At 61.5% G+C, this 11,988-nt stretch carries 10 protein-coding genes; 8 read left to right on the top strand and 2 right to left on the bottom strand.

All coding sequences use genetic code 11. The annotated features are described in order from the left end of the window. Positions 1-36: 36 nt before the first annotated feature. Positions 37-1,188: an acyl-CoA dehydrogenase family protein gene (locus BM344_RS15015; protein WP_091991991.1), complete on the bottom strand. Its 1,152-nt coding sequence runs from the start codon at positions 1,186-1,188 to the stop codon at positions 37-39. A gap of 23 nt (positions 1,189-1,211) precedes the next feature. After that, positions 1,212-1,973, bottom strand: coding sequence for an SDR family NAD(P)-dependent oxidoreductase (locus BM344_RS15010; protein ID WP_091991989.1), 762 nt, complete (start codon positions 1,971-1,973; stop codon positions 1,212-1,214). Between the two features lie 103 nt (positions 1,974-2,076). Between BM344_RS15010 and BM344_RS15005 the strand changes: the two genes are divergently transcribed. From BM344_RS15005 to BM344_RS14970, 8 genes are all read left to right on the top strand, one after another. After that, positions 2,077-2,520, top strand: coding sequence for a MerR family transcriptional regulator (locus tag BM344_RS15005; protein WP_091991987.1), 444 nt, complete (start codon positions 2,077-2,079; stop codon positions 2,518-2,520). A gap of 26 nt (positions 2,521-2,546) precedes the next feature. After that, positions 2,547-3,716: an isovaleryl-CoA dehydrogenase gene (locus BM344_RS15000; RefSeq protein WP_091991985.1), complete on the top strand. Its 1,170-nt coding sequence runs from the start codon at positions 2,547-2,549 to the stop codon at positions 3,714-3,716. Positions 3,717-3,917: 201 nt separating this feature from the next. Then, positions 3,918-5,525 (top strand): carboxyl transferase domain-containing protein, encoded by a 1,608-nt coding sequence (locus BM344_RS14995; RefSeq protein WP_091991983.1) that lies wholly within the window; start codon positions 3,918-3,920, stop codon positions 5,523-5,525. A 14-nt stretch (positions 5,526-5,539) separates the two neighbouring features. After that, entirely contained in the window at positions 5,540-6,346 is an 807-nt protein-coding gene (locus tag BM344_RS14990) for an enoyl-CoA hydratase-related protein (RefSeq protein ID WP_091991981.1), read from the top strand. 2 nt (positions 6,347-6,348) lie between these two features. After that, entirely contained in the window at positions 6,349-8,346 is a 1,998-nt protein-coding gene (locus BM344_RS14985) for an acetyl/propionyl/methylcrotonyl-CoA carboxylase subunit alpha (RefSeq protein ID WP_091991979.1), read from the top strand. Further along, complete coding sequence (locus BM344_RS14980) at positions 8,346-9,251, top strand: hydroxymethylglutaryl-CoA lyase (protein WP_091991977.1); 906 nt, start codon at positions 8,346-8,348, stop codon at positions 9,249-9,251. Before BM344_RS14985 ends, BM344_RS14980 begins: the two co-directional genes overlap by 1 nt. A 148-nt stretch (positions 9,252-9,399) precedes the next feature. Further along, the gene (locus BM344_RS14975; protein WP_091991975.1) at positions 9,400-9,978 is read left to right on the top strand and encodes a peroxidase-related enzyme; all 579 of its coding nucleotides are present in this window, start codon (positions 9,400-9,402) and stop codon (positions 9,976-9,978) included. 53 nt (positions 9,979-10,031) lie between these two features. After that, complete coding sequence (locus tag BM344_RS14970) at positions 10,032-11,720, top strand: AMP-binding protein (protein ID WP_091991973.1); 1,689 nt, start codon at positions 10,032-10,034, stop codon at positions 11,718-11,720. Positions 11,721-11,988 lie beyond the last annotated feature (268 nt).

Below are 11,988 nucleotides of genomic sequence, written 5' to 3'. Positions count from 1 at the left end.
TTCGAGTTGCCTTCTGAGGCCTTAAAGGCCCTTCTTTCAGGCTTTGCCCAGTACCGAGCGGGCAATGATTTCTTTCATCACCTCTGAGGTGCCGCCGTAGATTCGCTGCACCCTCGCGTCGATGAAGTTCCGGGAGATCGGGTATTCGGTGGTGTAGCCGTAGCCGCCAAACAGCTGCAAACAGCCATCGGCCACCCGGCACTGCATCTCGGTGGCACTGTACTTGGCCATGGAGGCGGTGGGCGCATCCAGCTCGCCGCGGTCGTACTGGTCGATGCACTGGTCCACGAATGCCTTGTTCACCCGGTAGTCGGTTTCCATGCGCGCGATTTCAAAGCGGGTGTTTTGCAATTGGGCCAGTTTCTGGCCGAACAGTTCCCGCTCCTGGGCGTAGGCGATGGTCAGGTCCAGGGAACCCCGGGCGGCGGCCACGCCAAGGGCGCCGATCACCAGGCGCTCGCGGGGCAGTTCGCGCATCAGGTACACAAAGCCCTGGCCTTCTTCGCCCAGCAAAGCAGAAGCCGGGATGCGCATATCCGAGAAGAACAGCTCGGAGGTATCGCCGGAATGCTGGCCGATCTTGTCCAGGTTGCGGCCCTTGCTGTAGCCAGGCAGCGAGGTGTCTACCAGGAACAGGCTGATGCCACGGGCACCGGCCTTGGGGTCGGTCTTGGCGGCCACAATCACCATGTCGGCGTGCTGGCCGTTGGTGATGAAGGTCTTGGAGCCGTTCAGGATGTAATCGTCGCCGTCTTTCACCGCGCTGGTGCGAATGGCCTGCAGGTCACTGCCGGCGCCGGGCTCGGTCATGGCGATGGCGCCAACGGCCTCGCCCGACACCAGTTTTGGCAACCACTGCTGCTTCTGCGCTTCGTTACCAATGTGGCTCAGATACGGGGCAACAATGTCGGAATGCACCATCACGTTGGTGGACAGTGCGCCAAAGCCCATGCGGGCCAGTTCTTCGCCTACCACCACGGAAAACTGGAAGGGTGCGCCAATGCCACCGCACTCCTCGGGCACGTCCACGCACAGCATGCCGGCGTTGCCCAGGGTGTTCCAGAGCTCTCTGGGTACCAGCCCGGATTTTTCCCAGGCTTCGTAGTGCGGCGTTACTTCCTTTTCCAGGACCTTGATCACGGACTCCCGGAACATCGCCAGTTCTTCTTTATCAACAGACACGGTCATGAATGTCTCCTGCTATGAATGCTTTACTTGGGCGCCATGCGCAGCGCGCAGTCGAGACGAATCACTTCGCCATTGAGCACCGGGTTTCGAACCATCTGGTCCACCATCATGCCGAACTCCTCCGGCTTGCCCAGGCGCTTGGGGAACGGCAGCGTGGCCGCCAGGCTCTCCTGAACTTCTTCAGGCATACCTGCCATCATGGGGGTCATGAACAGGCCGGGGGCAATCGTATTTACCCGGATGCCCTCACGCGCCAGCTCCCGGGCGGATTGAAGCGTGAGCGACACCACGCCACCCTTGGAAGCACTGTAGGCTGCCTGGCCGATCTGGCCCTCATAGGCCGCAATGGAGGCGGTGTTGATGATCACGCCCCGTTCGCCCTCGGCGTTAGGCTCCCGCTGCGCCATGTCGGCGGCTGCCAGGCGCAGAATATTGAAGGTGCCAATGAGATTGACCTGTACCACCTTGCTGAAGTTCTCCAGCGGCATCACGCCCTCGCGGCCCAGAATCTTGCCAGCGGTGGCAATACCAGCACAGTTCACTGCAATACCGCAGGGCCCATGGGCTTCACGGGCGGCGTTGATGGCAGCCTCGGCGCTGTCGGCAGAGCTGACATCGCATTCCAGGAAAATCCCGCCGATATCCTCAGCCACTTTTCGGCCCTGCTCCTTCTGCAGATCCAGAATCGCCACCTTGCAGCCGGCAGCGGCCAGCGCACGGGCTGCGCCCTCGCCCAGCCCGGATGCGCCGCCTGTTACAATGGCCGGAACATTTTTGAATTCCATGCTTCGCTCTCCTTTTAGGGAACCTGTTGGTGAAAATTGGACCAGAAAACTACTTTACGTTTACGTAAACTTTATCTAACCTAAGTCGAAAAAGGAAATCGCAATGGTCGAAAAAAGAACGTTCAGCATCAGCGAACTCTCACAGGAGTTCGATGTCACGACTCGAAGCATCCGCTTCTATGAGGATCAGGGGCTTCTGAAGCCACGGCGCCGTGGACAGACACGCATCTTCAGCACCAAGGATCGTGTTCGCCTGAAACTGATCCTCCGTGGCAAGCGCATGGGCTTCACCCTGGCAGAAACCAAGGAGCTCTTCGACCTGTGGGACGAAACGCTCACCGGCAACGAAAAGCAGCTTCTGAAAATGCTGGAAATCCTGGAAGGCCGCAAAGCCATGCTGGAACAGCAGAAGAACGACATTGCCCAGGCAGAAATGGAAATAGACACCGCGGAAGCCCGGTGCCGGGAGGCACTGGCTGAACTGCAGAAAAAGAAAGAAGCGCAGGCGCCGGCCAACGACGAGGCCAGGCAGTCCGCTGAAACCTGATAACAGAAACGCAAAGGTAGCCAACGATGAAATCACAGTACTCAGAGCTCAACTTCGGCCTCGGCGAAACCCTCGACATGCTCCGCGAGCAGGTCAACGGCTTCGCTGCCGCTGAAATCGCGCCCCGCGCCGAGGAAATCGACCGCAACAACGAATTCCCTATGGACCTGTGGCGGAAAATGGGCGACATGGGTCTGCTGGGTATCACTGTGAAAGAAGAATACGGCGGATCCGACATGGGCTACCTCGCCCACGTGATCGCCATGGAAGAAATCAGCCGTGCTTCCGCCTCCGTTGGCCTCTCCTACGGTGCTCACTCCAACCTGTGTGTGAACCAGATCCACCGCAACGGCACCGAAGAACAGAAACAGAAATACCTGCCGAAGCTCGTCAGCGGCGAACACATTGGCGCCCTGGCCATGTCCGAGCCCAACGCCGGCTCCGACGTTATCTCCATGAAGCTCAGCGCCAAAGACGCCGGCGACCACTACGTGCTGAACGGCAACAAAATGTGGATCACCAACGGCCCCGACGCCCACACTTACGTGATCTACGCCAAAACCGACACCCAGGCCGGCTCCAAGGGCGTAACCGCCTTTATTGTTGAGCGCGACGCCCCGGGCTTCAGCCGCCACCAGAAACTCGACAAACTGGGCATGCGCGGCTCCAACACCTGCGAACTGGTGTTCGAAGACTGCAAGGTTCCCAAGGAAAACGTCCTGGGTGGTGTTGGCAACGGCGCCAAAGTCCTGATGAGCGGCCTCGACTACGAACGCCTCGTTCTCTCCGGCGGCCCCCTGGGCATCATGCAGGCAGCCATGGACGTGGTGGTTCCCTACATCCGCGAGCGCAAACAGTTCGGCCAGGCCATCGGTGAGTTCGAACTGGTACAGGGCAAAGTGGCCGACATGTACACCTGGATGAACACCGCCAAGTCCTACGTCTACATGGTGGCCATGTCCGCGGACCGCGGCGCGGAAACCACCCGCAAAGACGCCGCCGGCGCCATCCTCTACTCCGCCGAAATGGCCACCAAAATCGCCCTGGACGCCATCCAGCTCCTCGGCGGTAACGGCTACATCAACGAATACCCGACAGGCCGCCTGCTGCGCGACGCCAAACTCTACGAAATCGGTGCGGGCACGTCTGAAATCCGCCGCATGCTGATCGGCCGCGAGCTGTACCTGAACAAGTAAGCAGCGACACGGCGAGGCCGTCCATTCCCTGCGATGGGGGACGGCCTGCTCCCAAGTTAAGACGAGGGAGTGGCAGGGTGTCTTTCCGGGAATGTCTGTGGCCAAGGATGGCCACAGTCAAGCGCACAGGGATGTGCTCGTAGCGGTTCCCGGAAAGACACCCTGCCAGTCCCGCCGCCCCGAAACTCGAGGCCCGAAAAAATGACAATACTCCAAAGCAAGATTAACCCCAGGTCCGAAGAGTTCCAGGCCAACCAGGAATCCATGGCCAAGGCCGTCGCCGACCTGCGCGACAAAGTCGCCACCATCCAGCAGGGCGGCGGCCCCGATTACCAGAAACGCCACACCGACCGGGGCAAACTGCTCCCCCGCGAGCGCATCAACCGCCTCCTGGACGACGGCTCCCCGTTCCTGGAAATCGGCCAGTTCGCCGCCTACAACGTGTACGGTGAAGAAGTCCCCGCAGCGGGCGTGATCGCCGGCGTGGGCCGCGTCTCCGGCACCGAATGTATGATCATCGCCAACGACGCCACCGTAAAAGGCGGCAGCTACTACCCGCTGACGGTCAAGAAACACCTCCGGGCCCAGGAAATCGCCCTGGAAAACCGCCTGCCCTGCATTTACCTGGTCGACTCCGGCGGCGCCAACCTGCCCCGCCAGGACGAAGTCTTCCCGGACCGCGACCACTTCGGGCGCATCTTCTACAACCAGGCCCGCATGAGCGCCGACGACATCCCCCAGATCGCCGTCGTCATGGGCCTGTGCACCGCCGGCGGCGCCTACGTGCCCGCCATGGCCGACGAATCCATCATCGTACGCAACCAGGGCACCATCTTCCTGGCCGGCCCGCCGCTGGTAAAAGCCGCCACTGGTGAAGTGGTCAGCGCCGAAGACCTTGGTGGCGCCGACGTACACTGCAAGGTTTCCGGCGTGGCCGACCATTACGCCGAAAACGACGCCCACGCCCTGGAAATCGCCCGGCGCAGCGTTGCCAACCTGAACCGCAAAAAGCCGGTCCCGGTGGAAGTCCAGAAGCCCCGGGCGCCGCTGTACGACGCCGAAGAAATCTACGGCATCGTCGGCACCGACCTGCGCAAACAGTTTGATGTGCGTGACGTGATCGCCCGCATTGTCGACGGTTCTGAGTTCGACGAATTCAAACGCTACTACGGCCAGACCCTGGTCACCGGCTTTGCCCACATCCACGGCTACCCGGTAGGCATCATCGCCAACAACGGCATCCTGTTCAGCGAAGCCGCCCAGAAAGGCGCCCACTTCATTGAACTGTGCTGCCAGCGCAACATTCCACTGCTGTTCCTGCAGAACATCACCGGCTTCATGGTGGGCCAGAAATACGAGGCCGAGGGCATTGCCAAGCACGGCGCCAAGATGGTCATGGCCGTGGCCTGCGCCAACGTGCCCAAGATCACCGTGCTGATCGGCGGCTCCTTCGGTGCAGGCAACTACGGCATGTGTGGCCGCGCCTACAGTCCCGACTTCCTGTGGATGTGGCCGAACGCCCGCATCTCGGTGATGGGCGGCGAACAGGCCGCCGGCGTACTGGCCCAGGTGAAGCGTGAAGGCATGGAGCGTAAAGGCCAGCAGTGGAGCGCCGAGGAAGAAGCCGAGTTCAAGAAACCGGTGATCGACAAGTACGAAGAACAGGGCCACCCCTACTACGCCAGCGCCCGCCTGTGGGACGACGGCGTGATCGACCCGGCCCAGACCCGGGAAGTGGTTGCCCTGAGCCTCTCTGCCACCCTTAACCGACCCGCCAAGCCCACGCGCTTTGGCGTGTTCCGGATGTGATCGGGGAGACTGCCATGACAGACAACGAAACCGCAGTCCTGCTCAAACGGCGCGACGACGGCGTGGCCGAGGTAGTGCTCAACCGCCCGGACAAACGCAACGCCTTCGACGACGTGATCATCCAGCAGCTGATCAACGCCCTCACCGAGGTGAATACCGACAGCAGCGTGAAAGTGGTGATTCTGCGCTCCGAGGGCAAGCACTTCTCCGCCGGGGCCGACCTTGGCTGGATGCGCCGCATGGCCGAGAACACCCGCCAGGAAAACCTGGACGATTCCCGGGAGCTGGCGCGGCTGATGAACGTGCTTAACCACCTGTCCAAGCCCGTGATCGGCCTGGTACAGGGCGCCGCTTTCGGCGGCGCAGTGGGCCTGGCTGCCTGCTGCGACATCGTGATCGCCACCGAGCAGTCCAGCTTCTGCCTGAGCGAAGTGAAGCTCGGCCTGATTCCCGCGGTGATCAGCCCCTACGTGGTGCGTGCCATCGGCGAACGCCAGGCCCGGCGGTACTTCATCTCCGCCGAAGTGTTTACCGCGCAGCAAGCACAGGAATACGGCCTCGTGCACATCGTCTGCGACGACGTCGAGGCCATGGACGCCCGCTGCAACGACATGCTCCAGCAACTGGCCATGAACGGGCCCGAGGCCATGAAAGCCGCCAAGGACCTGGTATTTGCCGTCAGCCACAAGCCCATCAGCGACGATGTGATCGACGACACCGCGCAACGCATCGCAGACATTCGGGTGGGTGAAGAAGGTCAGGAAGGGCTTGGTGCCTTCCTGAACAAGCGCAAGGCCAACTGGGTTCCGGAGGGAAAATAACAATGTTCAGCAAGATTCTGATCGCCAACCGGGGCGAAATCGCCTGCCGGATCATCCAAACCGCCCACCGCATGGGCATCCGCTGCGTGGCCGTCTACTCCGACGCCGATGCCAACGCCCGGCACGTGGCCATGGCCGACGAGGCTTTCCACATTGGCCCGGCACCCAGCGGTGAAAGCTACCTGAAGGCCGAGAAGATCATCCAGGTCGCGAAGGAAAGTGGCGCCCAGGCCATCCACCCGGGCTATGGCTTCCTGTCGGAGAACACCGGCTTTGCCGAGGCCTGCGAGGCCAACAACATCGTGTTCATCGGCCCGCCCTCCTCGGCCATTGCCGCCATGGGCTCCAAGTCTGCCGCCAAGGCCATTATGGAGAAGGCCGGCGTGCCGCTGGTACCGGGCTACCACGGCGACGACCAGTCGGTGGAAACCCTGCGCGCCGAAGCCGAGAAGTGCGGCTTCCCGCTGCTGCTAAAGGCCGTGGCTGGCGGCGGTGGTAAAGGCATGCGCGTGGTGCAGAGCATGGCCGAGTTCGACGACGCCCTGGCCGCGGCCAAGCGCGAAGCCAAGAACGCCTTCGGCAACCCGGACATGCTCATCGAGCGCTACCTGACCCAGCCGCGGCACGTGGAAATCCAGGTGTTCTGCGACCAGGACGGCAAGGGCGTGTATCTGGCCGAGCGGGACTGCTCCGTGCAGCGCCGCCACCAGAAAGTCCTGGAAGAAGCCCCGGCCCCGGGCCTGAGCGAGGACACCCGCAAGGCCATGGGCGAAGCCGCCGTGCGCGCGGCCCAGGCCATCAACTATGTGGGTGCGGGTACCGTCGAGTTCCTGTACGACGTGGACGGCTCTTTCTTCTTCATGGAAATGAACACCCGCCTGCAGGTAGAGCACCCGGTTACCGAAATGGTCACCGGCCAGGACCTGGTGGAATGGCAACTGAAAGTGGCCTGGGGTGAGCCCCTGCCGCTGGAACAGTCCCAGGTGAAAACCCGGGGACACGCCCTGGAAGCGCGGATTTACGCCGAAGACCCGGACCAGGACTTCCTGCCCGCCACCGGCAACCTGCGCTACCTGAGTACCCCGGATGAAAGCGCCCATGTGCGCGTGGATACCGGCGTAACCGAAGGCGACGACATCAGCATCCACTACGACCCGATGATCGCCAAGCTGATCGTGTGGGACGAAACCCGCGACCAGGCCATCAACCGCATGGTTCAGGCTCTGGAGCACTACCGCATCGCCGGCGTGAAAACCAACATCCGGTTCCTGCACGCCCTGGCCGACGCCCAGCCGTTCCGGGAGGCGGACCTGACCACCGGGTTTATCGAAGACCACCGGGAACTGCTGTTCCCGAAGTCCAGACTCGATACCCACAAGGCCCTCGTGCTGTCGGCAGGTTTTGTACTGGAGCAGCGCAAATCCTCCGAGCCGGTCACCGCCGACCCCTGGTCGCCGTTCAGCCGCAAGAACAGCTGGCGCATGAACTCCGAGTACGCCCAGCCCCTGAAGCTGCAGGTGGGCGAGGACGTGCACGAACTCAAGATCCTCGAGCGCGACGACCGCTACCAGGTGTTCGTGGGCGACAGCATCTACCACCTGAACGCCAAACTGGATGATGACTACCTGCAGGCCGTGATCAACGGCCACCGCATCAGCGTCCACGGCAACCTGCACAACGACCAGCTGGTGCTGTTCTACGAAGGCGACACCTTCAACTGCACCGTCTACAAGGAAAGCTACGGCTTCGAGGAAATGGCCGGCGACGGCAGCCTGGCCGCGCCCATGAACGGCGCCATCGTGGCGGTACAGGCCAAGGTGGGCGACAGAGTCACCGCCGGCCAGAGCCTGGTGATCATGGAGGCCATGAAAATGGAACACGCCATCAAGGCCCCGGCCGACGGCGTGGTGACCGAGATCTTCTTCGCCGAAGGCGACCAGGTCTCCGAAGGTGCCGAGCTGATCGCCATCGAAGTCACCGAAACCGAGGAGGCAGGCTGATGGCCTTTCCCAAACAGGTACGCCTGGTTGAGATGAGCCCCCGGGACGGACTCCAGAACGAGCCCGGCCCGGTGATCGCCACCGCCATCAAGACCGGGCTGATCGACCGGCTGGCCGACACTGGCCTGAGCCACATCGAAGCCGCCAGCTTCGTCTCGCCGAAATGGGTGCCCCAGATGGGCGATGCCGCCGAAGTGATGGCCGGCATCACCCGGAAGGCTGGCGTTCGCTACTCCGCCCTCACCCCGAACCTGAAAGGGTTTGAGGGGGCGCTCGCGGCGAAGGCCGACGAAGTGGCCGTGTTCGGCGCCGCATCCGAATCCTTCACCAAGAAGAACATCAACTGCACCATCGCCGAAAGCCTCGAACGCTTCGCCCCGGTGGTGGAAGAAGCCCGCAAACACGGCATCCCCGTGCGCGGCTACGTGTCCACCGTCATGGGCTGCCCGTACGAAGGCGACATCGCCCCGGAACAGGTAGCCACCGTGGCCAAAGCACTCTACGACATGGGCTGCCACGAAATTTCCCTGGGCGACACCATCGGCGTGGGCACACCGCTGAAAGCCAAACGCATGCTCGAAGCCGTCGCCGCCCACGTACCCATGGACAAACTCGCTGCCCACTTCCACGACACCTACGGCCAGGCCCTGGCCAACCTGTACGCGGTGCTGGAAGAAGGTGTGAGCGTGATTGATGCCTCCGTGGCGGGCCTCGGCGGCTGCCCCTATGCCAAGGGCGCCTCGGGCAACGTCGCCACCGAAGACGTGCTATACCTGCTGAACGGTTTAGGCATCGAAACCGGCGTCGATCTGAACAAGCTCGTCGCCACCGGCGAGTGGATTTGTGGCCAGCTGAAACGTCACAACGGCTCCAAGGTCGGTCAGGCCTTAGGCGGTAACTGCTAGCAATGGACTGGCAGGTGGGGTGCAACCACCCGGGACTGTCTGCAGCATGGATGCTGCAGTCAAGCGTACACGGACGTATTCACCGCGTGTCCCGGGTGGTTGCACCCCACCTGCCACAGCACCGAGACAAGAAGGCTAGGAATAACCAATGAACCAGAACAAAAACGTGGTAGCCCTGGACCTCCCCATCCCGGAGATCAAAGACCTACCAGAAGACACCCAGAAGTACTTCCAGATCTGCCAGGAAAAACTCGGCATGATCCCGAACGTACTCACCGCGTACAGCCAGAACCTCAAACAGCTGGAAGGCTTCACCCGCCTCTACAACGAGCTCATGCTCGGCGAAGGCGAACTCTCCAAACTGGAGCGGGAAATGGTGGCCGTGGTGGTCTCCTCCGAGAACAAATGTTTCTACTGCCTGGTGGCCCACGGCGCCGCCGTGCGGGTACTCAGCGGCGATCCGCAACTGGGCGAGCACATGGTGATGAACTACCGCAGCGCCAAACTCGACAAACGCCAGCGGGCCATGCTCGATTTTGCATCGCACCTCACCCGCTCGCCGGCCACCGTGACCGAAGAGCACATCCAGGCCCTGCGCGATGCCGGATTCAGCGACCGCGCCATCTGGGACCTGAGCAACCTGGTGGGTTTCTACAACATGTCCAACCGCGTGGCGATTGCCAGCGATATGCAACCTAACCCCGAGTATCACAATCAGAGTCGCTAGCAGGTGATATCCCCCTGCTCGCCCTCGACTACAAAAACAATGGAGGCAGAGAAATGAGCAAGACTCTACCCAGCTACACCAGCGGAACCGCAGACGTGCCCCTGCTGGGCATGACCATAGGCGAAATGCTCGACCGCACCGCCGAAAAATACCCCAACACCGAAGCCCTGGTGTGCCTGCACCAGGACATTCGCTGGACCTACAAAGAGTTTGTGGAGAAGGTGAACGAAGCCGCCCGCGCCTTCATGGCCATCGGTGTGAAGCGTGGTGACCGCGTGGGCATCTGGTCGCCGAACCGCTACGAGTGGACCGTCACCCAGTTCGCCACCGCCAAGGTGGGCGCCATCCTGGTGAACATTAACCCGGCCTACGGCGTGCATGAACTGAAGTACGCCCTCAACCTGGCGGGCATCTCGGTACTGGTCACCGCCGACAGCTTCAAGGCCTCCAATTACCGCCAGATGATTTACGAGCTGGCGCCAGAGCTCAAGAACTCCACCGCCGGCAAACTCAAGGCCGAACAGGTGCCCGAGCTGCGCGCCGTGATCAACGTGCACGAAGACAAGCACGACGGCATGTGGAGCTGGAAAGAGTTTCTCGGCTTCGCCGGGGAAGTCACCGAGGCACAACTGTACGAGCGCCAGGACCAGCTGCAGTTTGATGACCCCATCAACATCCAGTTTACCTCCGGCACCACCGGCAACCCCAAGGGCGCTACCCTCACCCACCACAACATCCTGAACAACGGGTACTTTGTGGCGGAAAGCCAGCTGTTCACCGAAAAAGACCGTCTGGTGATCCCCGTTCCGCTGTACCACTGCTTCGGCATGGTGATGGGCAACCTGGGCTGTATTACCCACGGCTCCACCATGATCTACCCGGGCGAAGGCTTTGAGCCCAAGTCGGTACTGCAGGCCGTGCACCAGGAGAAGGCCACCGCCCTGTACGGCGTGCCCACCATGTTCATCGCCGAACTGGCCGACCCGGACTTCGAAACCTACGACCTCTCCAGCCTGCGCACCGGCATCATGGCCGGCTCCATCTGCCCGGCCGAGGTGATGAAGAAGGTCAACGGCAAGATGAACATGAAAGAGGTTCAGATTGCCTACGGCATGACCGAGACCAGCCCGGTGTCCACCCAGACCAGCTCCCTCGACCCGTTCGAGAAGCAGGTGACCACCGTAGGCCGTACCCAGCCGCACCTGGAAACCAAGATCGTGGACCCGGGCACCGGCAACGTGGTGCCCCGTGGCGAGATCGGCGAGCTGTGCACCCGCGGCTACAGCGTGATGCTGAAGTACTGGAACAACGAAGAAAAAACCCGCGAAGCCATCGACGACGCCGGCTGGATGCACACCGGCGACCTGGCCACTATGGACGAAGACGGCTACATCCAGATCGTCGGCCGCATCAAGGACATGGTGATCCGCGGCGGTGAGAACATCTACCCGAAAGAGATCGAGGAGTTCCTGTACACCCACCCGGCCATCGAGGAAGTGCAGGTGACCGGCATCCCGGACGAGAAGTACGGCGAAGAGCTGATTGCCTGGGTTAAGCTGCGCCCGGACGCAGAACCGGTCAGCGCCGACGACCTCCAAGCCTTCTGCAAAGGCAAGATCGCCCACTTCAAGATCCCGAAGAACTACAAGTTCGTGGACGAATTCCCGATGACTGTCACCGGGAAGATCCAGAAGTTCAAGATGCGGGAGATTTCCATCGAGGAGATGGGATTGAAAAAATAGCCGCAATTCCTGCGTCGGTTGAACCTACAAACCCTGGCCATGGCCAGGGTTTGTTGTTCTGCGGAGCAGCAAAAGGGTCCGATACGAGCCCCTGCTCACCGGAAACCCAGGAAGGAAAGAATCATCACAACAATGATCACGGCACCAACGATATAAATACCATTATTCACAGGCAGATCCTTCCCGTTTAAATCCTCAATCATGGTTGCGTCTCGTCCCTGTGACGCAAGATGTAACGTCCTGTTCCGGCAGCTCCGTCGCCTCATCT

Origin of the sequence: Marinobacter gudaonensis, from assembly GCF_900115175.1 — a bacterium.
In the GTDB taxonomy this organism is placed as follows: domain Bacteria; phylum Pseudomonadota; class Gammaproteobacteria; order Pseudomonadales; family Oleiphilaceae; genus Marinobacter; species Marinobacter gudaonensis.
Note: the sequence above shows the minus strand (reverse complement) of the source record. Positions and strands in the feature narration are given on the sequence as shown.

Excerpts from the sequence above, each read along its gene's own strand:
- BM344_RS15015 (WP_091991991.1), bottom strand. The coding sequence starts at position 1,188 with ATGACCGTGTCTGTTGATAAAGAAGAACTGGCGATGTTCCGGGAGTCC.
- BM344_RS15010 (WP_091991989.1), bottom strand. The coding sequence starts at position 1,973 with ATGGAATTCAAAAATGTTCCGGCCATTGTAACAGGCGGCGCATCCGGG.
- BM344_RS15005 (WP_091991987.1), top strand. The coding sequence starts at position 2,077 with ATGGTCGAAAAAAGAACGTTCAGCATCAGCGAACTCTCACAGGAGTTC.
- BM344_RS15000 (WP_091991985.1), top strand. The coding sequence starts at position 2,547 with ATGAAATCACAGTACTCAGAGCTCAACTTCGGCCTCGGCGAAACCCTC.
- BM344_RS14995 (WP_091991983.1), top strand. The coding sequence starts at position 3,918 with ATGACAATACTCCAAAGCAAGATTAACCCCAGGTCCGAAGAGTTCCAG.
- BM344_RS14990 (WP_091991981.1), top strand. The coding sequence starts at position 5,540 with ATGACAGACAACGAAACCGCAGTCCTGCTCAAACGGCGCGACGACGGC.
- BM344_RS14985 (WP_091991979.1), top strand. The coding sequence starts at position 6,349 with ATGTTCAGCAAGATTCTGATCGCCAACCGGGGCGAAATCGCCTGCCGG.
- BM344_RS14980 (WP_091991977.1), top strand. The coding sequence starts at position 8,346 with ATGGCCTTTCCCAAACAGGTACGCCTGGTTGAGATGAGCCCCCGGGAC.
- BM344_RS14975 (WP_091991975.1), top strand. The coding sequence starts at position 9,400 with ATGAACCAGAACAAAAACGTGGTAGCCCTGGACCTCCCCATCCCGGAG.
- BM344_RS14970 (WP_091991973.1), top strand. The coding sequence starts at position 10,032 with ATGAGCAAGACTCTACCCAGCTACACCAGCGGAACCGCAGACGTGCCC.